General features: G+C 74.1%; 13 protein-coding genes and 1 tRNA gene. 11 read left to right on the forward strand and 3 right to left on the reverse strand.

Annotated elements, in window-relative coordinates; translation table 11 throughout:
• The 9 genes from AB0D08_RS14040 to AB0D08_RS14080 form a co-directional block, all read left to right on the forward strand.
• The coding region (locus tag AB0D08_RS14040; RefSeq protein ID WP_359888615.1) for an SDR family NAD(P)-dependent oxidoreductase at nucleotides 1–3136 on the forward strand (3136 nt) is incomplete at its 5' end.
• A 79-nt stretch (nucleotides 3137–3215) separates the two neighbouring features.
• Complete coding sequence (locus AB0D08_RS14045; RefSeq protein ID WP_359888617.1) at nucleotides 3216–10550, forward strand: beta-ketoacyl synthase N-terminal-like domain-containing protein; 7335 nt, start codon at nucleotides 3216–3218, stop codon at nucleotides 10548–10550.
• Between the two features lie 29 nt (nucleotides 10551–10579).
• On the forward strand, nucleotides 10580–12208 hold the full coding sequence (locus AB0D08_RS14050; protein WP_359888620.1) for a PfaD family polyunsaturated fatty acid/polyketide biosynthesis protein: 1629 nt from the start codon (nucleotides 10580–10582) through the stop codon (nucleotides 12206–12208).
• Nucleotides 12205–13929: an acyl-CoA dehydrogenase family protein gene (locus AB0D08_RS14055; protein WP_359888623.1), complete on the forward strand. Its 1725-nt coding sequence runs from the start codon at nucleotides 12205–12207 to the stop codon at nucleotides 13927–13929. Before AB0D08_RS14050 ends, AB0D08_RS14055 begins: the two co-directional genes overlap by 4 nt.
• Before the next feature lie 30 nt (nucleotides 13930–13959).
• Nucleotides 13960–15750 (forward strand): acyl-CoA dehydrogenase family protein, encoded by a 1791-nt coding sequence (locus AB0D08_RS14060; protein WP_359888625.1) that lies wholly within the window; start codon nucleotides 13960–13962, stop codon nucleotides 15748–15750.
• Between the two features lie 93 nt (nucleotides 15751–15843).
• Nucleotides 15844–16077 carry a hypothetical protein gene (locus AB0D08_RS14065; protein WP_033822227.1) on the forward strand — a complete coding sequence of 78 codons (234 nt, stop codon included), beginning with the start codon at nucleotides 15844–15846 and terminating at the stop codon, nucleotides 16075–16077.
• Between the two features lie 10 nt (nucleotides 16078–16087).
• A complete protein-coding gene (locus AB0D08_RS14070) occupies nucleotides 16088–17383 on the forward strand; it encodes an FAD-dependent oxidoreductase (RefSeq protein ID WP_033822226.1) in 1296 nt (431 codons plus the stop codon).
• Nucleotides 17384–17566: 183 nt separating this feature from the next.
• Nucleotides 17567–17983, forward strand: coding sequence for a DUF3291 domain-containing protein (locus tag AB0D08_RS14075; RefSeq protein ID WP_359888627.1), 417 nt, complete (start codon nucleotides 17567–17569; stop codon nucleotides 17981–17983).
• A gap of 40 nt (nucleotides 17984–18023) precedes the next feature.
• Nucleotides 18024–19496: an MFS transporter gene (locus AB0D08_RS14080; protein ID WP_082526772.1), complete on the forward strand. Its 1473-nt coding sequence runs from the start codon at nucleotides 18024–18026 to the stop codon at nucleotides 19494–19496.
• Between the two features lie 103 nt (nucleotides 19497–19599).
• On the opposite strand, the gene AB0D08_RS14085 is transcribed toward AB0D08_RS14080, so the two are convergent.
• Nucleotides 19600–20238, reverse strand: a complete 639-nt coding sequence (locus AB0D08_RS14085) for a MerR family transcriptional regulator (protein ID WP_033822224.1) — start codon at nucleotides 20236–20238, stop codon at nucleotides 19600–19602.
• Between the two features lie 115 nt (nucleotides 20239–20353).
• Between AB0D08_RS14085 and AB0D08_RS14090 the strand changes: the two genes are divergently transcribed.
• Nucleotides 20354–21394, forward strand: coding sequence for a UDP-N-acetylmuramate dehydrogenase (locus AB0D08_RS14090; protein ID WP_033822223.1), 1041 nt, complete (start codon nucleotides 20354–20356; stop codon nucleotides 21392–21394).
• 16 nt (nucleotides 21395–21410) lie between these two features.
• Here the strand turns inward: AB0D08_RS14090 and AB0D08_RS14095 are convergent, their stop codons facing one another.
• Together AB0D08_RS14095 and AB0D08_RS14100 are read right to left on the reverse strand one after the other, a co-directional pair.
• Nucleotides 21411–22430 carry an adenosine deaminase gene (locus tag AB0D08_RS14095; RefSeq protein WP_033822222.1) on the reverse strand — a complete coding sequence of 340 codons (1020 nt, stop codon included), beginning with the start codon at nucleotides 22428–22430 and terminating at the stop codon, nucleotides 21411–21413.
• A gap of 94 nt (nucleotides 22431–22524) precedes the next feature.
• The gene (locus tag AB0D08_RS14100) at nucleotides 22525–23760 is read right to left on the reverse strand and encodes a pyridoxal phosphate-dependent aminotransferase (protein WP_033822221.1); all 1236 of its coding nucleotides are present in this window, start codon (nucleotides 23758–23760) and stop codon (nucleotides 22525–22527) included.
• Nucleotides 23761–24004: 244 nt separating this feature from the next.
• Here AB0D08_RS14100 and AB0D08_RS14105 point away from each other — a divergent pair.
• Nucleotides 24005–24077 (forward strand) — tRNA-Trp (locus AB0D08_RS14105).
• Nucleotides 24078–24219: the final 142 nt, after the last annotated feature.

The raw sequence follows: 24219 nt of genomic DNA on the forward strand, positions 1-24219 counted from the left end.
GGAGCGGTTCCCGAGTGACACGCCGGTGGGTCCGGAGCAGCTGGGTGAGCTGCGGACGCTCGGTCAGATCGTGGACTTCATGAGCAGCGTGGCCGTGCCTGCGCCGGCTGCTCCGGCCGGTGCGGGTGCGGGTGAGGTGTCGGCTGCGCTGTTGGAGGTGGTGGCGCAGAAGACGGGCTATCCGGTGGAGATGCTCGAGTTGGGGATGGATGTCGAGGCGGATCTGGGCATTGACTCGATCAAGCGGGTCGAGATCCTGGGTGTGCTCTCGGAGCGGTTCCCGAGTGACACGCCGGTGGGTCCGGAGCAGCTGGGTGAGCTGCGGACGCTCGGTCAGATCGTGGACTTCATGAGCAGCGTGGCCGCGCCTGCGCCTGCTGCTCCGGCCGGTGCGGGTGCGGGTGAGGTGTCGGCTGCGCTGTTGGAGGTGGTGGCGCAGAAGACGGGTTACCCGGTGGAGATGCTCGAGTTGGGGATGGATGTCGAGGCGGATCTGGGGATCGACTCGATCAAGCGGGTCGAGATCCTGGGTGTGCTCTCGGAGCGGTTCCCGAGTGACACGCCGGTGGGTCCGGAGCAGCTCGGTGAGCTGCGGACACTCGGCCAGATAGTCGACTTCATGACCGGTGTCGCGGACACCGCCACCACCGCTCCCAGAGCGGAACCGATCGCGGAGAAGCAGCCGCCGGCCGCCGCTCCCGCCGCCCCGGCCGGGCCGGCGCCGCGCGGTGCGATCGGCTGCGCGCAGGCCGCCCTGGTCGAACTCCCCTCCCCGGACGCGCTGGTGGGCGCCTACCCGGCGGGTTCGGCCGCGCTGCTGGTGGACGACGGCGGTGAGCTGACGCCGCTGGTCGCGGCCCGGCTGCAGGCCGGTGGTTGGGACGTGCGGGTGCTGCGGCTGCCGTCGGTGACGCGGACGGTCGACGGTGCGGCCGACTTCGCGCTGGCCGGCTGGGGTGTGACCGAGCTGACCGAGCGGGTCGAGCAGATCCTGGCCACCCCGGTCCGGCTGGTGGTGAACTTCGCGACCCGGCAGGACGGCGACTGGGCGGACGGCGTGCGCAGGCTCTCGTACGCCCTGCTGGTGGCCAAGCACCTGGTCGAGCCGCTGACCAAGGAGGCCGCCACCGCGCGGGCCGGGTTCCTCACGCTGACCCGGCTGGACGGCGCGTTCGGCCTGACCGGTGTGGCGGAGGACCGGGTGCCGGCGGGCGGTTTCGGCGGGCTGGTGAAGACGCTGGCGGTCGAGGCGCCGGAGCTGTTCTGCCGGGCCGTGGACCTGGCGCCCGGGCTCGACCCGCGGACCGCCGCCGAGCTGCTGCTCGCCGAGGTCAACGACGCCTCCGCGGAGCCGGTCCAGGTGGCCCGGGACGCGAACCGCCGGGTTTGCCTGACACTCGGGCAGGCGCCGACCGCGCTGGCCGCCGACCCGGCCGCCCCGGTGGCCGAGATCGGCCCGGACGACCTGCTGGTGGTCACCGGTGGCGGGCGCGGCATCACCGCCCGCTGCGTGATCGACCTGGCCGCCGCGTACCGTCCCGGTCTGCTGCTGCTCGGCCGGACCGCGCTCGGTGAGGAGCCCGCGTGGGCGGCCGGGGTGACGGCCGAGGCCGAGCTGAAGGCCGCCGCCGTCGCGCAGCTGCGTACGGCGGGGGAGAAGCCGACCCCGAAGCGGGTGGAGCAGCTGTACCGCGCGGTGGTCGGTGAGCGGGAGATCCGGCAGACGCTGGCCGAGCTGCGCGCGGCCGGGTCCCCGGCCGAGTACCTGGCGGTGGACATCACCGACGCGGCGGCCACCGCCGACGCGCTCGCGCCGTACGCCGGGCGGGTCACCGGGCTGGTGCACGGCGCCGGGGTGCTGGCCGACCAGCTGATCGCCAACAAGCGGGCGTCCGAGATCGAGCGGGTCTTCGCGCCCAAGCTCGGCGGGCTGCGCTCGGTGGTGGAGGCGCTGCCGGCCGAGCGGCTGCGGCACGTGCTGCTGTTCTCCTCGGTGGCCGGGTTCTTCGGCAACCAGGGGCAGTCCGACTACGCGATGGCCAACGAGGTGCTGAACGCCTGGGCGAGCTCGTTCAAGCGGCGGCACCCGAACGCCCGGGTCACCGCACTGAACTGGGGTGCCTGGGACAGCGGGATGGTCTCGCCGCAGATCAAGGCGGTGTTCCAGGAGCGCGGGATCACGCTGATCCCTGAGAAGACCGGAACCGCCCTGTTCACCGGCCAGTTCGCCCCGCAGCACGGCCACGACACGGTGGCGGTGCTCGGCCCGACGACCCCGCTGTCCGTCCGGCAGCCCGCGGCGCCCGCCGCCGTGGTGCTGGAGCGGGAGACCGCCCCGCTGGCGGCCGAACCGATCGTCGCCGACCACCTGATCGGCGGGGTCCCGGTGCTCCCGGCGGCGCTCGCGCTCGGCTGGGCGATCGGCGCGGTGGAGCGGCTCAGCGGCGGTACGGTCCGCCAGGTGCGCGACTTCGCGGTGCACAAGGGCCTGGTGCTGGACGGCTCCGAGCCGGCCCGGCTGCAGCTGGCGGCGACGCCCGCGGGCGACCAGGCGACCACCGAGGTGGTGATCCGCTCGGTGGCCGCGGACGGAACGGTCCGGCCGCACTACGCGGCCGGGGTGGTGCTGGGCGCCGACCCGGCGTCCGAGCTGAACCACCCGGCGATGGCCGCGCTGCCGGCCCCCGGCCACGGCCGGGACGCCGCCGGGTTCTACACCGACGGGACGCTGTTCCACGGCCCGGCACTGCAGGGGGTGCGCCGGGTGCTGGCCGAGGAGGAGGGCCGGCTGGTGCTGGAGTGCTCGCTGGACGGGCCGCGCCCGGCCGGCGGGGCGTTCGCCGGGCGGCTCTACCGGCCCGGCGCCGCGGACCTGCTGCTGCAGGCCGGCCTGGTGTGGATGCGGCTGTTCCGTTCCACCGCGAGCCTGCCGCTGTCGGTGGCCCGGGCCGAGTTCCACCAGCCGCTGCCGGACCACGGCACCTTCCTGACGGTGGTCGAACCCGGGTCCGTGAACGGCACCTCGGCGAGCCTGACGGTCACCGCGGTCGGCCTCGACGGCCGGGTGCTGGCCCGACTGGGCGGCGTCAGCCTGGTCTCCACCCCGCAGCTGGCCGCCAAGTTCGTCAGCAGCTGACGTACCCGACCCGGTTGGTCCGGCGGGCCGCCCAGCGCGGCCGGCCGGACCGCCCACAGCCCGGAGGGACCCGGCTTCCATGACCAAGTACGCCATCGTCGGACTTTCCTGCCTCTTCCCGGGTGCGGCCACCCCCGAGGAGTTCTGGCAGAACCTCAGCGCGGGTGCGGACAGCCGCACCGAGGGCGGCCCCGAGATCTTCGGCGCGCCCGCCGATCCCGCCACCGCCGACCCGCGGCACCGGATCACCAACACCAGGGGCGGCTTCGTCCGCGACTTCACCTTCGACCCGACCGGCTACCGGCTGGCCGCCGACCGGCTGGCCCGGCTGGACCGGGTGTTCCACTGGTCGCTGTACGTGGCCCGCGAGGCGCTGCGCGACAGCGGCCACCTGGAGCGGCCCGAGCTGCTCGGCCGCACCGGCCTGGTGCTCGGCAACTACTCGTTCCCGACGCCCGGTTCGGCCCGGATCAGCCTGCCGCTGGTCGAGCAGGCGGTCCGCGACGGCCTGGCCGCCGGCGGCCTCGGCCCGCTCGACGCCCCGCCGGCCGGGCCCGCCGCCGACCCGGCCGACGCCCGCGTCAGCGGCGCCCCGGCCCGGATCGTCGGTGCCGCGCTCGGCCTCGGCGGCCCCCGGTACGCGCTGGACGCGGCCTGCTCCTCGGCGCTGTACGCGCTGAAGCTGGCCTGCGACCACCTGGCGGCCGGCCAGGCGGACCTGGTGCTGGCCGGCGGGGTCTGCGCACCGGACCCGACACTGATCCACCTGTCCTTCTCGGACCTGCACGCCTACCCGGAGAACGGGTTCAGCCAGCCCTTCGACAGCCGGTCGGCCGGCATCCTGACCGGTCAGGGCGCCGGGATGTTCGCGGTGCGGCGGCTCGCCGACGCGCAGCGCGACGGGGACCGGATCCACGCCGTGATCGACGGCATCGGCCTGTCCAACGACGGTGCCGGCCGCCACCTGCTGGTACCGGGCGAGGCCGGCCAGCACCGGGCGTACCAACTCGCCTACGCCGACGCGGCCGTGGCACCGCAGGAGATCGACTACCTGGAGTGCCACGCCACCGGCACCCCGATCGGCGACGCCACCGAGGCGGCCTCGGTGGCCGCGTTCTTCGGCCCGGCCGGCAAGGTGCCGCTGCTCGGATCGGTCAAGGGCAACATCGGCCACCTGCTGACCGTCGCGGGCCTGAGCAGCATGCTCAAGGTGGTGCTGGCGATGCGGCACGGCCAGCTCCCGCCGACCATCGGCGTCACCGAACCGGTCGCCGGCCCCGACGGCCCGGTCGCCGGTGCACTGGTGCGCACCGGCCGCGCCTGGCCCGCCGGGCCGGGGGAGCGCCGGGGCGCGGTGTCGGCGTTCGGCTTCGGCGGCACCAACGCACACGTGGTGCTCTCCGACGCGGCCGCCGCCCGCGAACCGGCACCCGAGCCGGTCGCACCGCCCGCGCTCGACGTGGTCGGCGTCGGCGCCCACTTCGGCTCGCTGACCACCGCCGCCGCGTTCGAACGGGCCGTGCACGACTGCCAGGACGCCTTCGGGCCGCTGCCCGAGCGCCGCTGGCGCGGCCTGGAGCAGACCGCGGACGGCGCGCTCGCCGCCGCCGGACTCACCCGCGACGCGCTTCCCGCGGGCGGCTTCGTGGACTCCGTCGGCGTCGACCCGGTCGACCACCGGATCCCGCCCGCCGACCTGCGCAACTACAACCTGCAGCACGCCCTGATGTCCGAGGTCGCCGACGAGGCGCTCGGCGACGCCGGGTACAGCCGCGACAGCGCCCCCGGCCAGGGCGGACCGGCGCCGCGCCGGGTCGCCGTGGTGGTGGCGATGGAGATCGAGCCCAGCGCCCACCTGCACCTGGCCCGCCACCGGCTCGGCACCCACCTGCACGAGCTCTTCGACCGGGCGGGGCTCGACCTCACCGAGGCCCAGCGGGTCCGGCTGACCGAACTGGCCCGCGACGGCGTGCACGAGCCGATCGTCGCCAACGAGGTGCTCAGCTACATCGGCAACATCATGGCCAGCCGGATCTCCTCGCTGTGGAACCTCACCGGTCCCTCCTTCACCATCTCCGCCGAGGCCGCCGGCACCGCCCAGGCCCTGGAGCTGGCCCGGCTGCTGCTGCTCGACGACACCGTCGAGGCGGTCCTGGTCGGCGCCGTCGACCTGGCCGGCTCCCCGGAGAGCCTGCTGCTGCGGATCAACGGCACCGACGGCGCGCCGGTGGCCGGCCCCGGGCTGACCTTCGGCGAAGGCACCCAGGGCTGGCGGATCGGCGAGGGCGCCGGCGCCGTGGTGCTCACCCGGCCCGGCGAGGGCGCCCGCCCCGCCTACGCCCGGCTGGACGCCGTCGCCGTGCGGCACGCCGTCCCCGTCGACGGCGAACTGCCCGAGGCCGACGCCGGTGCGCTGGCCGACGCGGCCCGCCAGGCGCTCGCCGAGGCCGGCATCGGGCCCGAGCGGCTCGGCTACCTGGAACTGCACGCCGGCGGCACCGACGCCCAGGACGGCGCGGAACTCGCCGCGCTGGCCGCCGTCCACCCGGCCGGCACCCCGGGCCCCGCCCTCGGCAGCGCCAAGGCGCAGCTCGGCGACGCCCAGGGCGCCGCGGCGATGGCCGGGCTGCTGCGCGCGGTGTTCGCCCTGCACCACGGCTACCTGCCCGGGGTCCCGGGCTGGCAGCGTCCGGCTGCCGAACGGGCCGGGCAGCTCGCCGCCACCGGCTGCTACCTGCCGGACTCCTCCCGCCCCTGGCTGCGCGAGGAGCAGGGCGGCCGCCGGTACGCGGCGGTCTCGTTCATCGGCGGCGGCGGTGCCCACGGCCACCTGGTGCTGTCCGCCGACCGCACCCGGGGCCGCACCGAGGAGCGCGACTGGCAGCGGGCCGGCGGCCCGGTCCTGCTCGCCCTCGGCGCGGCGGAGCCCGCCGGGCTGCTCGCCGAGGTCGAGCGCCACCGCGCGCTGCTCGCCGACGGCGCCGACCCGTACGGGCTGGCCAGGGCGGCAGCCGTACGGCTGCCGGCGGGCACCCCCCGGGTGGTGCTGGTCGGCCGGGACGCGGACGAGCTGGCCCGCCAGCTCGACCTGGCCGCCCGGGACCTGCCCGGCGCGCAGGCCCGCGGCGAGGACTGGGCGACCCCGGCCGGCAGCTGCTTCACCCCGCACCCGATCGGCCCCGAGGGCAAGGTGGCGCTGGTCTACCCAGGCGCCGTCAACTCGTACCCGGGGCTGGGCCGGGACCTGTTCCGGGCCTTCCCCGGCCTGCTCGAGCGGTTCGAGGCGGAGGTCGCCGAACCGGACCGGACCTTCCGCACCGCCCGGCTCCACCCGCGCACCCAGATCACCCCCGGGCGACGGGAGTTGATGGCTCTGGAGGCCGAACTCGCCGACGACCTGCCGTTCATGCTGGCCACCGGCACCACCTTCGCGATCCTCAACACCGACCTGGTGCGGGACCTGCTGGGGGTGCCGGTGCACGGCGCGTTCGGCTACAGCCTCGGTGAGAGCAGCATGCTGTTCGCCACCGGCGGCTGGCGGCGCTCGGCCCGCCGGGACGACCGGATCAGCGCCACCCCGCTGTTCAAGCACCGGCTCAACGGCCCGCGTGACACCGTCCGCGAGCTGTGGGACCTGCCCGCCGACACCCCGGACGCGCAGGTCTGGGCCGGCCATGTGCTGCTCGCCGACCCGGAGACCGTACGGGCCGCGCTGACCCGCTACGACCGGGTGTTCCTCACCCACGTCAACTCCCCCGGCGAGCTGGTGGTGGCCGGTGACCCGGCGCAGTGCCGGCAGCTGATCGAGGAGCTCGGCTGCCCGGCGGCCCGCTCCCCGGTCAACGGCGTGATGCACTGCCCGGTGGTGGACGACGAGGTGGCCGGCCTGGCCGAGCTCAACAGCCACCCCACCGGCTCCACCGGCGGCCTCGAACTGCTCAGCGCCTACGACTACGGCCCGGTCGAGGACCTCGACCAGCAGCGGGTCGCGGACCGGATCGCCCACACGCTGCGCTCCACGATCGACTTCCCGCGGCTGGTGCGCACCGCGTACGACCGGGGGTTCCGCTACTTCGTGGAGGTCGGCCCGGGCGCCACCTGCACCCGCTGGGTACGCGAGACCCTCGGCGGGGCACCGCACGTCGCGGTGTCGGTCGACCGCCGGGGTGTGCCGGCGGCCCGTTCGGTGGCCCAGGTGGCCGCCCGGCTGATCGCGCACGGGGTGCCGCTGGACCTGGTGGGCCTGCTCGGACCGGCGCCCGCCGCTCCCGCCCGGGCGGCCAGGGCGGCCTTCCCGGTGGGCGGCGGCCCGTCCATCCCCGCCACGGTCGCCGCCGCGACGGCCGGCCTGCTGGCGGAGGCCGCCGCGGCCGGGGCCGCCGCCCGCCCGGTCGCCGCCGCCCTGCCCGTGAGCGCGCCGCCCGCGTTCGCCGCGCCGGTCCTGGCCGCGCTCGGCGCGGGTTCCGGCGGCCCGGCCGCCGCCCGCCCCCTCCCGGCCGGCCCCGCCCCGGCCGGCCCTTCCGGACCAGCCGGTCCCGTTCCGCCGGAGGACCAGATGCCCGCAGACCCGACCCTTGCCGACCCCCAGGTCATCACCTTCGACGGTGAACCGATCGCCTTCCTGCCCTGGGCCGAACCCGCCCCGGCACCGACCCCCGCCGCCGCCCGCCGCCCGGCGCCGGCCGAACCCCGTCCCGCGGCGCCGTCCGCGCCCCTGACCGCCGCCGCGCCGGACCGGGCGCCCGCCGACGGCGACCGCGCCCGCGACCTGGTGCGCGAGCTGCGCCGGCAGATGGTGGCCACCCACTCGGTGGTGATGGAGACCCAGCGCGTCCTCCAGGAGAGCACCCTGGCCCGGACCGAGGCGCTGCTCGACGGGCCGCCCGCGCAGAGCGCCGGCCTGCCGCCCGCCCCGGCGCCGGAGGCGGTCGGGTTCACCCCGCGGGCGGAACTCCCGCCCGCCCAGGCGCCGGCGCCCACGCCGGTGCCCGTGCCCGCGCCCGAGCCCGCCCCGGCCAAGGCCGAGGGGGTGATCTGGGACGAGGCCGACCTGCTGGAGTTCGCCACCGGCTCGCTGGCCGCGGTCTTCGGCCCGGCCTTCGCCGAGATCGACGGCTACGGCAAGCGGGTGCGGCTGCCCGCGCCGCCGTACCACTTCGTCACCCGGGTCACCGACCTGCGGGCGGAGACCGGCGTCTACCGGCCGTCCTTCATCCGCACCGAGTACGACGTGCCCGAGGACGCCTGGTACACCGTCGACGACGGGGTGCCGCCGGCGGTCGCGATCGAGGCCGGCCAGTGCGACCTGCTGCTGATCAGCTACCTCGGCATCGACTTCCGCAACAAGGGCGAGCGGGTCTACCGGCTGCTGGACTCCACCCTGGTGTTCCACGGCGACCTGCCGCGGGCCGGGCAGACCCTGCGCTACGACATCTCGATCAACCGCTTCGTCACCCAGGGCGACACCACCCTCTTCTTCTTCAGCTACCTCTGCTACGCCGACGGCGAGCTGATCCTGGAGCTGAAGGACGCCTCGGCCGGGTTCTTCAGCCAGGCCGAGCTGGACACCCCGCTCGGGGTGGTGATCACCGAGAAGGAGAAGGCCGCCCGGGCGGCGCTCACCAGGACCTGGTTCAAGCCGCTGGCCCGGACCGCGAAGAACCATCTGGACGCCGCCGACCTGGAACTGCTCGCGCAGGGCCGTCCCGGCGAGGTGTTCGGCCCCGAGCACGCCCAGGACGAGGGCCTCAACCCGGCGCTGCGGCTGCCGGACGCCCGGCTGCGGATGATCGACGGGCTGCGGATCGACCGCACCGGCGGCCCGCGCGGCCTCGGCGCGCTCACCGCGCACAAGCAACTCCAGCCGGACGCCTGGTACTTCGAGTGCCACTTCCCGGACGACCCGGTACTGGCCGGCTCGATGGTCGCCGAGGGCGCGGTGCAGGCGCTGCAGGCGTACCTGCTGCACCAGGGCATGCACCTGGTGCTGCCGGACGCCCGCTTCCAGACCATCATCGGCCTGCAGACCGAGGTCCAGGTCCGCGGCCAGATCACCCCCGCGCACCGGGAGATCCGGTACGAGATCGAGGTGATGGAGCTGACCATGCTCCCGCGCCCCTCGGTGGTCGCGGACATCCTGGTGTACCTGGGCGACAAGCCGGTGATCCGGATGCGCAACTTCGGCATCCAGATCCGGGAGAAGGACGGTACCCCGTACCGTCCCGAACCCGGCGGCGTGCCCGCCTTCCTGGGGCGGCGCAACCGCTCCGGCGAGCCCGCGATGATCAACGAGCTGCACCTGGCGCACGCCGCCAAGGGCGACCTGGGCACCGCGATGGGGCCGGAGTTCGACGTCTACGCCGACCACCGGGCGCCCTACATCCCCAACGGGGACTTCCAGTTCGTCGACCGGATCATGTCGCTGAAGGGCACCCGCGGCGAGCTCGGCCCCGGCTCGGAGATGGTCACCGAGTACGACTCCCCGGACGACGCCTGGTACTACACCCACAACTCCCACCCGCACGTGCCCAACGCGGTGCTGATGGAGACCTCGCTGCAGGCCGCCATCCTGCTCGGCTACTACCTCGGCGCCACCCTCAAGCAGCCGCAGACCGAGTACGCGATCCGCAACCTCGACGGCCGGGCCACCCTGGTCAAGGACGTCGACCTGCGCGGCAAGACCATCCGCCACCACTCCAAGCTGCTGATGACCAGCGCCGTCCAGGGCGCCGTGCTGCAGAACTTCAGCTACGAACTCTCCGCCGACGGCGAGGTGTTCTACACCGGCGAGTCGCTGTTCGGCTACTTCAGCGAGGCGGCGCTGGCCAACCAGGCGGGCCTGGACGCAGGGAAGTACGTCGCCCCCTGGATCGACCAGGAGCAGCCCGCCGCCGACCGCGTCCGCCGGATCGAACTCGGCGGCGGCGCGGCCGCGTTCACCGACCCGGCGGGCGGCCGGCTGCACCTGCCGGGCGGCCACTTCGACCTGGTCGACCGGGTCGACCTGGTCGCCGACGGCGGCCGGCACGGTCTCGGCTACCTGCACGGCCACCGCGAGGTCCGCCCCGACGAGTGGTACTTCGACTGCCACTTCCACCGCGACCCGGTGATGCCCGGCTCGCTCGGCGTCGAGGCGGTGCTGCAGGCGCTGCGGCTGTTCGTGCTGGAGCAGGGCCTGGCCGAGGGGATCGAGCGCCCGCGCTTCGCGCTCGCCACCGACGTGGAGACGGCCTGGAAGTACCGCGGCCAGATCCTGCGGCACGACCGGGAACTGCGCTTCGACGTGCACGTGCGCGAGGTCCGCCGGGAGGCCGGCCGGGTCGTCGTGATCGCCGACGCCGACCTGTGGAAGCCGGGCCTGCGCATCTACGAGCTCACCGGTGTCGCGATCGAGGTCGTTGCGGAAACCGCCTGACCACCCCTGTCCGAGGAGAGCGAACCGACATGAACCACCCGCAGACACCACTGCTCTGGCAGGGGGAGCAGTACCCCAGTACCGACCCGGCCGGCGTCTACCAGGTGCTGGCCGACCTGGAACGGCCCTGTTTCGTGGTCCGCACCCCGCGCGGCATCGGCGCCGCAGGCGAGGGCCGCCCGGTCGCGGCCGGCGCCGGGGACGGCCTGCCGCTGCTGGCGGCGGTCGCCGCGCTGCCGCCGCAGCGGCTCGGCTCGGCGGCCTTCCTGGCCGCGCACGGCGTCCGCCAGCCGTACCTGGCGGGCGCGATGGCCGGCGGCATCGCCTCCGCCGACATGGTGATCGCGCTCGCCCGGGAGGGCTTCCTGGCCTCCTTCGGCGCGGCCGGCCTGCTGCCGGAGAGCATCGCGAAGGCACTCGGCCGGTTCGCCGCCGAGATCCCCGGCCTGCCGTACGCCGTCAACCTGATCCACAGCCCCAGCGAGGAACGGCTGGAGCGCGAGGCCGTCGACCTGTTCCTGCGGCACGGCGTGCGCTGCGTGGAGGCGTCCGCGTTCATGGCGCTCAGCCCGCACATCGTCCGCTACCGGCTGGCGGGCCTGCGGCAGGGCGAGGGCGGCCAGGTGGTCGCCGAACACCGGGTGATCGCCAAGATCTCCCGGACCGAGACCGCCGAGCGCTTCATGAGACCGGCGCCCGCCGCGACCGTCAGCGCCCTGCTCGCCCAGGGCCTGATCACCCCGCTCCAGGCCGAGCTGGCCAAGTACGTGCCGATGGCCGACGACATCACCGTGGAGGCCGACTCCGGCGGCCACACCGACCGACGCCCGCTGCCCGCGCTGCTGCCCAGCATCCTGCGGCTGCGCGACGGCGTGCAGCGCGAACACCGCTACCCGCAGCCGATCCGGGTCGGCGCGGCCGGCGGGCTCGGCACCCCGATCGCGGTCGCCGCGGCCTTCGCGATGGGCGCGGCGTACGTGGTCACCGGCTCGGTCAACCAGTCCTGCGTCGAGTCGGGCGCCTCCAAGGCGACCAAGACGCTGCTGGCCGAGGCCGGCATCGCGGACTGCGAGATGGCCCCGGCCGCCGACATGTTCGAACTGGGCGTCGAGCTCCAGGTGCTCAAGAAGGGCACGCTGTTCCCGATGCGGGCCAAGAAGCTGTACGAGCTCTACCAGGCCCACGGCGGACTGGAGGAGCTCCCGGTCGAGGAGCGCGCCCGGCTGGAGGCGCAGGTCTTCCGGCGTCCGCTGGAGGAGGTCTGGCAGGAGTGCGTCGGCTACTTCAGCCGCCGCGACCCCGAGCAGCTGGCCCGCGCCCAGGACAGCCCCAAGCGCCGGATGGCGCTGGTCTTCCGCTGGTACCTGGGGATGTCCTCGCGCTGGTCCACCGTCGGCGACCCGGACCGCACCCTGGACTACCAGATCTGGTGCGGCCCGGCGATGGGCAGCTTCAACGACTGGGTCACCGCCAGCTACCTCAAGGCACCCGGCAACCGTCGGGTCGCCGACGTCGCCCACCACCTGATGCGCGGCGCCGCCTTCCACACCCGGGTGGCCGCGCTGCGCACCGCCGGGGTGCACCTGCCGGCCGCCGTCGCCGACTACCGGCCGGTGCCGCTGGAATCCCCGGTGGCGGCCCTGGGCGGTGCCCTGTGATCGACCGACTGGTACGCAAGGCCGCCGAGTTGGAACTGCTCCTCGGCGACCCGGCGGACGCCTCGAGCCAGTACGGCTTCGCCGCGGCGGTCCGCCGGGACGAGCGCGGGGAGTTCCCGGACGAACTGGCCGGGGTGCTCAGGGAGGCCGGCTTCCACCTGGACCACCTGCCGGCCGAGTGGGGTGGCGGCTTCGAGTCCTTCGACCGCAGCCTGCTGCTGGTCCGCGCGGCGGCCCGGCGCGACCTCAACACCATGCCCGCCACCATGTTCTCCATCACCGCCGCCACCTGCGTGCGGCTGCACGGCTCACCCGGGCAGCAGCAGTGGCTGGCCGGCCTGCTGCGGCGCGGCGGCGCGGTGGGCTTCGCGCTCTCCGAGGCCGGGCACGGCAGCGACCTGCTGGCCAACGAGGCCCGGCTGGAACCGGACGGCGACGGCTGGCGGCTGACCGGCCGGAAGTGGATGGTCGGCCTCGGACAGCGCTGCGAGGCGATGTACGTGGTCGCCCGCACCGGCGAGCGCGGACCGGGCGCCTTCACCGCCGTCCTGCTCGACCTCACCACCACCGCCGACGGGCTGCGGCGCGGCGCGCCGGTGGCCACCGGCGGGATGCGCGGCATCGACTTCGCCCACCCCCGGTTCGACGCTCTGCCGGTCGGCCGCGACCAGCTGGTCGGCCGCCCCGGCCAGGCGCTGGAGGTCGCGGTCAAGGCCCAGCAGGTGGTCCGGCTGATGAGCACCGCCGGCAGCCTGGGCTGCGCCGACACCGCGCTACGGCTCACCCTGGACTTCGCCGCCGAACGCCGCACCGGCCGGACCCTCCTGATCGACTCGCCCTACCAGCGGCGCGAACTGGCCGTCGCCGCGGCCGCCCTGCTGTCCGCCGACGCGGTCGCGCTGGCGGCCGCCCGCGGCATCCACGTCGCACCGGAGCAGTTCAGCGTCTGGGGCTGCGCGGCCAAGCACGTGGTGGCCGAGGCGGCCGAGGACGCCATCGCCCGCTGCGGCGCCACCCTGGCGACCCGCTCGGTGCTGCGCACCGAGGGCCCCGGCGGCGGGCTGTTCCAGAAGCTCCAGCGCGACGCCGCGCTGGTCCGGGTGGTCGACACCAGCACCCTGGCCAACCTGCGCTCCTTCGCCGGCCAGCTGCCCGCGCTCGCCGCGGCCGCCGAAGCCGGCGACGGGGACGCACAGGCCGCCCGGACGGTCTTCGCCCTGGACCGGGAACTCCCGCCGTACGACCCGGGCCGGCTCGACCTGAGCGCCCGCGGCCGGGACCTGCCCACCGGCACCCTGGCCGCGGTCGCCACCCCCGCGGCCCGGGCGCTCGCCGAGGCCGGCTCCCCGGCGGTCGCCGCGCTGGCCGAGCGGCTGCTGGCCGCCGTCCGGGGCCTGCCCGCGGAGGCCGCCGAGGCCGCCGGGGCACCCGGCGGCACCGGCCCGGCCGACCTGGCGGAACGGTTCGCCTGGCTGCACGCCGCCGCCTGCTGCCTCCAGCTCTGGTGGGCCGGCCGGCACCTGCCCCTCTACGGGCAGAAGCCCGGCTCCGCCGACTGGCTCGGCGCCTGCCTCGGCTACCTGCTGGCCCGGGCCGACCAGCAGCCGGTCCGGCGCGCCGCCGAACACCTGCTGCCCGCCCTCGACGTCCTGCTCGACCTGCGCCGCGAACACCGGATGTTCGCCGCGGCGCCCGTACCGCTCGCCCGCCCGGGGGTGTGACCGATGCAGCCATCCCGAACCGGAGGTCCGGTGACCAGCACCGATCTGCCCGCCCTCGCCGCCGAACTGGAGGAGTACCTGGGCGACCCGCACGACGCCGACGCCCGGATGCCGTTCGCGGCCGTCCTCGACCACGACGAACGCGAGGAGTACCCGTACGGCTTCGTCAACCTGCTCCAGCGCTGGGGCGTGCACGAGTACAACATCCCCGAGGCCCAGGGCGGCCGGGCCGGCGACGTCGAGACCGGCTTCAACCTGCTGCGCCTGATCGCCCGCCGCGACCCCACCACCGCCACCGCGCTGATCATCACCAGCCTGGCCTTCCTGCCCGCCTGGATCGCCGGCACCGACGAGCAGAAGCAGTACCTCAGCGACGCCATGCGGCAGGGCAGCCGGTACGCCTGGGGCCTGTCCGAGCGCAGCCACGGCAGCGACGTGCTCAGCAACGAGCTCAAGGCCGAGAAGGTCCCCGGCGGCTACCTGCTCACCGGCGAGAAGTGGCTGATCGGCAACGCCCGGGTGGCCGACGGCCTCAGCGTCTTCGCCCGCACCAAGGACACCGGCGGCCCGGCCGGCTACTCCATCTTCCTGCTGGAGAAGCGCCGCACCCCGGCCGGCGCGGTCGAGGAGCTCCCCAACGAGCGCCTGCACGGCCTGCGCGCCCTGGACATGAGCGGCATCCGGCTGGACCGGGTCTTCGTCCCCGACTCCGCCCGGCTCGGCGCCGAGGGCGCCGGCCTGGAGATCGCCCTGCAGACCTCCCAGGTCGCCCGCACCCTGATCGGCTCGATCGCGCTCTCGGCGGTCGACACCGCGCTGCGGATCACGCTGGACTTCACCGAGCGCCGGGTCATCTTCGGCCGCACGGTCAGCGAGATCCCGTACTCCCGGCGGCAGCTGGCCGAGTGCTTCGCCGACCTGATGACCGCCGACGCGGTCAGCCTGGGGGCGGTGCGCAGCCTCCAGCTGGTGCCCGAGCAGGCCAGCGTCTGGTCCTCGGCGGTGAAGTACTTCGTCCCGACCGTGCTGGAGAGCACCATGTCCCAGCTCAACATCGTGCTGGGCGCCCGCTTCTACCTGCGCGCCGAACCGCACTACGGCATCCACCAGAAGATGCTCCGCGACATGCTGGTGGCCAACTTCGCCGACGGCAACACCGTGGTCAACCTCAAGAACCTCGCCCTCCAGCTCGACGGCCTGCTCGCCACGGCCGCCGACCCCTCGCCCGAGGCCCGCGCCGCCGCCGAGGAGCGGGTCGCCACGCTCTACGGGACCGACCGCGAACTGCCGCTCTACCGGCCCTGGGACCAGCAGCTGTTCAGCCGCGGCCGGGACGACGCGCTGCTCGCCGCCCCGGCCGCCCTCGCCGAACTTCGGGTGCTGGCCGCCGCAGCCAAGGGCGACGAACGCGACCGGCTGACCCGGGCCGCCGACGTGGCGGGCGAGCTGCTCGACCACACCGCCGTGCTGCGCGACGGCTGCGCCGCGCTGCGGGCCGAACTCGGCCGCGAGTACGGCCAGTCGGCCGAACTCTTCGACCTGGCCAAGCAGTACTGCCTGCTGCACGCCGTCGCGGCCTGCCTGCACACCTATGTGCATTCGGCCGGCGCGATGACCGACCCGCTGCCCAGCGGAGCCCTGCTGCTGCTCCAACTGGAACGGCTGCGCAAGCAGTTGCGCCCGCACGAGGCGGTCACCGACAGCCGGGTGGTGGACGAGGTGATGGCCGTGCTGCAGCGGATGTACCGGGAGAACCGGCTGTTCTCGCACTGGCAGTTCCGCCTCGCCGAGCGCGGGGACCTCAGCCTCGCCGAGACCTGAGCGCGCCGGGACCTGAGCGCGCCGGGACCAGAACCCGCCCGGGAACGCGTACCGACACCAGCACCGAACTCCGGACCAGCCAGGAGTCGAGCCATGCCGAGACCCACCGCCGGACCCTCCGCGACCCGCCGCCTGCCCTGCCCGAACTGCCGGACCGAGGTCCCCGCGCACCACCTCGACCGGGACCTGAAGGTCTGCCCCGCCTGCCGGCAGGAGCTGCGCCGGGGCACCTGCGCCTGGCTCCAGCAGCTGGCCGGCCTCGCCGTCCTCGGGCCGGTCCTGGAGACCGGCTCCCGCACCGACCTCCCCATCGCCCCAGCCAGCTAAGGACTCTGCCATGTCAGCACCGATCAAGCCCCGGGTCGCGGTCATCGGCGCCGGTGTCTCCGGCCTCTCCGCCGCCTACCGCCTGCGCGAGCACGCCGAGCTCACCGTCTTCGAGCAGGACGACCGGCCCGGCGGCCACGCCAACACCGTCGAGGTGGAGGACGACGGCCGGATCCTGGGCATCGACACCGCGTTCGTGATCTTCAACCGGCCCAGCTACCCCAACCTCAGCCGCTTCTTCGACGAACTCGACGTGCCGTTCCGCCAGCACCAGGGCGGCTTCAACTTCTTCGACCTGGACTCCGGGCTGCAGTTCGGGACCGAGGAGATGGCGCTGCCCGAGGAGGAGGCGGCCGGCCGCTACCCGCAGGAGTTCCTCACCATCCGGCGCGAGGCCCGCCGCTTCCACGAGGAGGGCCGCAAGGACTTCCTGCGCAAGCGCACCGACCTGCCGCTCGGCGAGTACCTCGACCGGGGCGGCTACAGCCAGGAGTTCCGGCACGGGTACGTGATCCTGCTGTGCACCGCGGTCTGGTCGGTGCCGGCCGAGCTGATCTGGGAGATGCCCGCCACCACCGTGATCGCCTTCTTCATGGCGCACGACGAGGGCGGCCTCGGCGGCGCCAAGGTGGACTGGCGGACCGTGGGCGGCGGCTCGATCACCTACGTCCGAAAGGCGCTGGCCGCGATCGACCCCAAGCTGCGGCTGACCGAGAAGGTCACCGAGGTCCGGGCGCTGCCCGACGGGGTCGCCGTCACCACCGCGGCCGGCACCGAGCGCTTCGACCACGCCGTCCTCGCCGTCCACGGCGACCAGGCCAGGGCGCTGCTCGCGGACCCGACCGAGCTGCAGCGGCGGACCCTGGCGAAGATCCGCTACAACGCGTCCAGCGTGGTGCTGCACACCGACGCCTCGGTGATGCCCGAGGACCGCTCACGCTGGGAGAACTGGAACTACGGCAAGGTCGTGGTCGACGGCGAGGTCCGCCCGTACGTCGTCTACTACATGAACCGGCTGCACGGCTTCGAGTCCGAGCGGGACTACTTCGTCACCCTGGACTACCCGCGTCCGCTGCGCCAGGAGCTGGTGATCAAGGAGCTGCCGTACGAGCACCCGGTCATCGACATGGACCTGCGCACCCTGCAGAAGACCATCTACCAGGTCAACGAGGGCACCCGGGTAAAGCTGGCCGGCTCGTACTTCCACTCCAAGCAGCTGCACCACGACCAGATCGGCTCGCACGAGGCCGCGTTCTCCTCCGGCCTGGAGGCGGCCGAGCAGCTGCTCAGGGAGCTCGGCGCCTGAGCCCCGGACGGGCGGGGGCGGGGTCGGCCGGAGCGGGCCGGCCCCGCCCGTCTTGTCACTGGCGATCAGGTCTCACCGCTCCCTATAATGGATAGCGCTAGGTTCTACTATCGACTCGGGCGGCACCAGCTCGGGCGGTACGGGCTCCGCCGCGCGCCGAGCCGACGAGAGAGGAAGGCCGCCATGCCCACGCTTCCCTGGACCACCCCCAACCCGGCCCGCCCGCAGACCCGGGCGCTGGTCATGGCCTCCCGGCTGGAGGTCCGCTCGTTCAAGGACGTGCCGCGGTTCTTCCTCAAGTCCCTCGCCGCCTGGAAGCAGGTGCGCACCGCCCCCGGCGCGCTCGGCGCCTCGCTGATCGCCCAGCCGCTCAAGCGGACCTTCTGGACGCTCTCCGCCTGGGAGACCCGCCAGGACCTCTACACCTACGCCAAGACCGAACCGCACTACTCCGTGATGACCTCGCTGCGGCCGACCATGAAGGACTCCACCTTCACCTTCTGGGAGGTCCCGGTCGAGCAGCTCCCGATCACCTGGGCCGATGCCAAGCAGCACCTCGCCGACCAGGCGCAGGCCGACGCCGCGGACGCCGGCGCCTGACCCCGCATCGCTTCCGAAGCACCCTCGAAGGAGAGAAGTCATGGCTTCGTCCGATCCGACGGCGGCCGGCTCCCCGAGCCCCGCCGCGCAGGGGCCCAAGGTCCCGCTCTGGCTGTCGATCGTCGCGTGCAGCGTGCCGATGTTCATGGTGGCGCTGGACAACCTGGTGGTCTCCACCGCACTGCGCACCCTGGCCGTCGACCTCAAGGCCGACACCAAGGACCTGCAGTGGTTCGTCAACGCCTACGTGCTGAGCTTCTCCTGCCTGCTGCTGATCGGCGCCGCGCTCGGCGACCGGTTCGGCCGCCGGAAGGTCTTCACCATCGGCATCGCGATCTTCACCCTGTCCTCGATCGCCTGCGGCCTGGCGGACACCAGCGGTGAGCTGATCACCGCCCGCACCGTCCAGGGATTCGGCGCGGCCGCCGTCATGCCGCTCTCGCTGACCCTGCTCTCGCAGGCCGTCCCGGAGAAGATGCGCAGCCTCGCGCTCGGCCTGTGGGGCGCGGTCAGCGGTCTCGCCATCGCGCTCGGCCCGGTGGTCGGCGGCGCCGTGGTGGACGGCCTGGCCTGGGAGTGGATCTTCTGGATCAACGTGCCGGTCGGCATCGTGGCGATCCCGCTGATCTTCAAGGTGCTGAAGGAGAGCAAGGGCGAGCGGGCCGGCCTCGACCTGATCGGCATGCTGCTGGCCGCCGCCGGCCTGCTCGCCGTGGTCTGGGGCATCGTCAACGGCAGCACCGACGGCTGGACCTCCACGAAGATCGTCTCCGCCTTCGTGGCCGGCGCCGTGCTGCTGGCCGCGTTCGTCCTGTGGGAGCGCCGCCAGACCCACCCGCTGCTGCCGCTCTCCTTCTACCGGATCCGCGCCTTCACCCTCACCAACATCGTCTCCGCGACGATGTACTTCGGCGTCTTCGGGTCGATCTTCTTCCTCTCCCAGTACCTCCAGATCGCCCCGTACCGCACCCCGCTGCACGCCGGGGTGCTCACCCTGGCCTGGACCCTGATGCCGATGTTCATCGCCCCGGTGGCCGGCGCGCTCACCGACCGGGTCGGCGGCGGGCGGCTGATGGCGCTCGGCCTCTTCCTCCAGGCCGCCGGCCTGGCCTGGATCAACCTGGCGGCCACCGCCGACACCCCGTACTCCCACCTGGTCGGCGCCATGCTGGTGGCCGGCGCGGGCATGGGCTTCGCCATCGCGCCGACCGCCGCCGTGGTGCTCGGCGCGGTCGGTCCGGAGCACCGCGGCAAGGCCTCGGGCGCCAACACCACCGTCCGGGAGATCGGCGGCGCCTTCGGCATCGCGGTGCTGAGCAGCGTCTTCCTGGCGCACGGCAGCGAGGCCAGCGCCGCCGACTTCGTGAAGGGCCTGCACCCGGCGGTCTGGGTCGGCGTCGCGGTGGTGCTCTTCGGCGGCGTCTGCGCGCTGTTCATCCCGCGCCCGCCGCGCCCGGCCGAGCTGCCGGCCGCGCCGTCCCCGGCCGACGAGCCGGCGCCGGCCGGCGTCTGACGGCGCACCGGCCCGTACCACCGGCCCGTACCACCGGCCCGCACCACGGGGGCGGACGACCACCCGGTCGTCCGCCCCCGTCCTTGCCGGTACCGTCCGCGGCTCAGCCGGGTACGGCCGTGTGGAACGCCCGGTGCGACGCGTCCGCCTGGGCCAGCCTGCGCATCGCACCGATCAGCGCGTCGCCGAGCACGGTGCCCAGCACCGCGCCCTCGACCTTGCTGTCCACGCCCTCCCGGTGCCCGATGGCGGCCAGTTCGGCGGCGGCCAGCCGCTCGGCCACGCTCGCGTAGTCGTCCAGGATGGCCAGCAGGTCCTGCTGGCCGAGGTCGCGGAAGGTCACCACCAGCTGGGCCAGTGCCTGCCGGGCCGGGTTGCTCTCCTTGACCACCCAGCCGCGCCGCCGCACCAGTTCGGCCACCTCGTGCTCGGCGGCCGCCCAGACGGCCCGGTCACCGGCCGTCACCTGCGGGGTGACCGCCGCCTGGGCGATCCCCAGCACGTCGTGCAGGCTGCTGCCGGGGGAGTCGATCGCGCTGAGCACCTCCCGGGTGGCGGCCACCGAGAGCTTGCCGACGTCGACCATCGCCCGCACCAGCTTCAGCCGGTGGATGTGCTCCTCGCCGTACCGGGCCTGGTTCGGACCGATCCGCTCGCCGCCCGGGATGAGGCCCTCCCGCACGTAGTACTTGATGGTGGGCACCGGCACGCCGGCCCGCTTGCTCAGCTCCCCGATGCGCATCGCATCCCCGTCCCGAAAGCCGACAGGCCCGGACCGGCCATATGGATAGTGTATCTCTCCAAGTTCTTTCCGGGGCTGTGCCGACCACGCTCCGCGCCCGTATACCGTGGTGGGCGTGCAGGTACTCGAAAACGCGCCGCTCGCCCCGCTGACCACCCTCCGGCTCGGCGGCCCCGCCCGCCGCCTGGTCACCGCCCGGACCGACGACGAGGTCGTCGAGGCCGTCCGCGCGGCCGACGCCGCGGGCGAGCCGCTGCTGGTCCTCGGCGGCGGCTCCAACCTGGTCATCGGCGACGCCGGCTTCGACGGCACCGTGCTGCGGATCGCCACCACCGGCTTCGACCTCCGGGGCACCCGGCTGGAGCTGGCCGCCGGCGAGGTCTGGGCCGACGCGGTCACCCGCTCGGTCGACCGGGGCCTGGCCGGCATCGAGTTCCTGGCCGGCATCCCCGGCTCGGCGGGCGCCACCCCGGTGCAGAACGTCGGCGCCTACGGCCAGGAGGTCTCCGGGGTCATCACCGAGGTCCTCGCCTACGACCGGACCGCCGGCGAGCGGGTCACCCTGACCAACGCCGAGTGCGGCTTCTCCTACCGGCACAGCCGCTTCAAGGCCGACCCCGACCGCTACGTGGTGCTCCGGGTCACCTTCGCCCTGGAGGACGCCGCCGGGCAGTCCTCCCCGGTCAAGTACGCCGAGGTGGCCCGGACCCTCGGGGTGGAGGCCGATCGGCGGGTGGACCTGCGGCTCGCCCACGACACCGTGCTGAAGCTGCGGGCCGGCAAGGGCATGGTGCTCGACGAGGCCGACCACGACACCTGGTCGGCGGGCTCCTTCTTCACCAACCCGGTCCTCGACCCCGAGCAGTACGCCGCCTTCACCGCCCGGCTCGGCGACCGCACCGCCCCCGCCTACCCGGCACCCGACGGCCGCACCAAGACCTCGGCGGCCTGGCTGATCGACCACGCCGGCTTCCGCAAGGGCCACGGCACCGGCCCGGCCACCCTCTCCACCAAGCACACCCTGGCGCTCACCAACCGCGGCGGCGCCACCACCGAGGACCTGCTCGCGCTCGCCCGCGAGGTCCGCGACGGCGTCCACGCCGCCTTCGGCGTGGAGCTCGTCAACGAGCCGGTGATGGTCGGCGTCCGGCTGTAGGGCCCGCCCCGCCGGACTACCCGGCCAGCCAGGCGTCGATGTCGGCCAGCAGCTCCTTCCGGACGGTCTCCGGCGCCCGCGAACCGCGCACCGACTGCCTGGCCAGCTCGGCCAGTTCGGCATCGGAGAAGCCGTGCACCTCGCGCACCAGCCGGTACTGGTCGGCCAGCCGGGAGCCGAACAGCAGCGGGTCGTCCGCGCCCAGCGCCATCGGCACCCCGGCGTCGAACAGGGTGCGCATCGGCACCAGGGCGGCCTGCTCGTAGACGCCCAGCGAGACGTTGGAGGACGGGCAGACCTCGCAGGTGATCTGCCGGTCCGCCAGCCGCTGCATCAGCCGCGGGTCCTCGGCGGCCCGCACGCCGTGCCCGATCCGGCCGGCCCCCAGGTCGTCCAGGCAGTCGCGGACCGACTCCGGCCCGGCCAGCTCGCCGCCGTGCGGCGCGGCCAGCAGCCCGCCGTCCCTGGCGATCTTGAACGCCCGGTCGAAGTCCCGCGCCATCCCGCGGCGTTCGTCGTTGGACAGCCCGAACCCGACCACCCCCCGGTCGGCGTACCGGACCGCCAGCCGGGCCAGCGTGCGGGCGTCCATCGGCGACTTCATCCGGTTGGCCGCCACCAGCACCCGGATCCCGACCCCGGTGGAGTCGGCGGCGTGCTCGACCGCGTCCAGGATCAGCTCCAGCGCCGGCGTCAGCCCGCCGAGCCGGGGCGCGTACGAGGTCGGGTCGACCTGGATCTCCAGCCAGCGGGAGCCGTCCCGCCGCTCGTCCTCGGCGGTCTCCAGGACCAGCCGCCGGATGTCGGACTCGTCCCGCAGCACCGAACGCGCCGTGTCGTACAGCCGCTGGAAGCGGAACCAGCCGCGCTCGTCGGTGGCCCGCAGCTGCGGGGGCTCGCCGGAGCTGAGCGCCTCGGGCAGCCGCACCCCGTGCCGGTCGGCCAGCTCCAACAGCGTGGCGGGGCGCATCGAACCGGTGAAGTGCAGGTGCAGGTGGGCCTTGGGCAGGCTTCGGACATCACGCAGGCGATCCATTCACCGATCCTGCCGCATCACCACCCCGAACGGGAACCGCCCCCCGTACATCCCCCGAAGGGGTGACGAGGGGCGGCCGTGTCCGGGTGCCGGGTCAGTCCCGGGCCTCGCCCAGCAGCTTCTGCAGCCGGCTGACCCCCTCGACCAGGTCGGCGTCCCCGAGCGCGTACGACAGGCGCAGGTAGCCGGGGGTGCCGAAGGCCTCACCGGGGACGACCGCGACCTCGGCCTCGTCCAGGATCAGCGCGGCCAGCTCGGCGGAGGTCGCCGGGCGCTTGCCGCGGATCTCCTTGCCCAGCAGGCCCTTGACCGACGGGTAGGCGTAGAACGCGCCCTCGGGCTCGGGGCAGAACACCCCGTCGATCTCGTTGAGCATCTTCACGATGGTCCTGCGGCGCCGGTCGAAGGCGGTCCGCATCTCGTCGACCGCGGTCAGGTCGCCGGCCACCGCGGCCAGCGCGGCCTGCTGGGCCACGTTGGAGACGTTGGAGGTGGCGTGCGACTGCAGGTTGGCGGCGGCGCCGACCACGTCCTTCGGGCCGATCAGCCACCCCACCCGCCAGCCGGTCATGGCGTACGTCTTGGCGACACCGTTGACCACGAGGCACTTGTCGGCCAGCTCGGGCAGCAGGGCCGGCAGCGAGCTGAACTCGGCGCCGCCGTAGACCAGGTGCTCGTAGATCTCGTCGGTGAGCACCCACAGGCCGTGCTCCAGCACCCAGCGGCCGATCGCCTCCGCCTCGGCGGCGGTGTAGACGGCGCCGGTCGGGTTGGACGGCGAGACGAACAGCACCACCTTGGTGTTCTCGGTGCGGGCGGCCTCCAGCTGCTCGACCGAGACCTTGTAGCCGGTGGTCTCGTCGGCCACCACCTCGACCGGCACACCGCCGGCCAGCTTCACGGCCTCCGGGTAGGTGGTCCAGTACGGCGCCGGGATGATCACCTCGTCGCCCGGGTCGAGGATCGCGGCGAAGGCCTCGTAGATGGCCTGCTTGCCGCCGTTGGTCACCAGCACCTGGGAGGCGTCCACCCGGTAGCCGGAGTCGCGCAGGGTCTTGGCGACGATTGCGGCCTTGAGCTCGGGCAGCCCGCCGGCCGGCGTGTAGCGGTGGTTCTTCGGGTCGTGGCAGGCGGCGGCGGCGGCCTCGACGATGTAGCCGGGGGTCGGGAAGTCCGGCTCGCCGGCGCCGAAGCCGATCACGGGACGGCCGGCCGCCTTGAGGGCCTTGGCCTTGGCGTCCACGGCGAGGGTGGCGGACTCGGCGATGGCGCCGACCCGGGCGGAGACCCGGCGGTCGGCAGGACGGTTGGCGGGGGTGGGAGCGCTCATGTCTGCATCGTCCCAGAGACGGCGGCCCGCGGGCACGACGGTTCCAGTATGCGTACGGCGGCGTCCACGATGTGTCCCCGCCGGAGCGGGAGTGGTGCCCAGGTGAATGAGGTTCGACCAAACGCTCAAGAACACGTACACTCACTGCTCGATGGCTCCCGAGGTGCGGATCCGCCAAGGCGTACACCACGCAGTGGCTCGGATGCGGTAGGTTTGGGCGCAGTCCGGTGCCGCGAGGTACCGAAGGGCACTAGCTCAATTGGTAGAGCACCGGTCTCCAAAACCGGCGGTTGGGGGTTCGAGTCCCTCGTGCCCTGCAGCTTGATCCGTACCGAGCCCGTTCGCTCCACAGAGCGAGCGGGCTTGATGCGGAGAGGGCCCCACCAAGCACTGCTTTCGCCGGATCGCCTGCGTGGCTACACACGCGGGACGCGCTCGGCAGGACCCGGATTCAGGTGA

Origin of the sequence: Kitasatospora sp. NPDC048540 (assembly GCF_040651175.1) — a bacterium.
Lineage (GTDB): Bacteria > Actinomycetota > Actinomycetes > Streptomycetales > Streptomycetaceae > Kitasatospora.

What these genes read in the sequence shown, in the direction of transcription:
- AB0D08_RS14045 (WP_359888617.1), top strand. Translation starts at nt 3,216, where the DNA reads ATGACCAAGTACGCCATCGTCGGACTTTCCTGCCTCTTCCCGGGTGCG.
- AB0D08_RS14050 (WP_359888620.1), top strand. Translation starts at nt 10,580, where the DNA reads ATGAACCACCCGCAGACACCACTGCTCTGGCAGGGGGAGCAGTACCCC.
- AB0D08_RS14065 (WP_033822227.1), top strand. Translation starts at nt 15,844, where the DNA reads ATGCCGAGACCCACCGCCGGACCCTCCGCGACCCGCCGCCTGCCCTGC.
- AB0D08_RS14070 (WP_033822226.1), top strand. Translation starts at nt 16,088, where the DNA reads ATGTCAGCACCGATCAAGCCCCGGGTCGCGGTCATCGGCGCCGGTGTC.
- AB0D08_RS14075 (WP_359888627.1), top strand. Translation starts at nt 17,567, where the DNA reads ATGCCCACGCTTCCCTGGACCACCCCCAACCCGGCCCGCCCGCAGACC.
- AB0D08_RS14080 (WP_082526772.1), top strand. Translation starts at nt 18,024, where the DNA reads ATGGCTTCGTCCGATCCGACGGCGGCCGGCTCCCCGAGCCCCGCCGCG.
- AB0D08_RS14085 (WP_033822224.1), bottom strand. Translation starts at nt 20,238, where the DNA reads ATGCGCATCGGGGAGCTGAGCAAGCGGGCCGGCGTGCCGGTGCCCACC.
- AB0D08_RS14095 (WP_033822222.1), bottom strand. Translation starts at nt 22,430, where the DNA reads ATGGATCGCCTGCGTGATGTCCGAAGCCTGCCCAAGGCCCACCTGCAC.
- AB0D08_RS14100 (WP_033822221.1), bottom strand. Translation starts at nt 23,760, where the DNA reads ATGAGCGCTCCCACCCCCGCCAACCGTCCTGCCGACCGCCGGGTCTCC.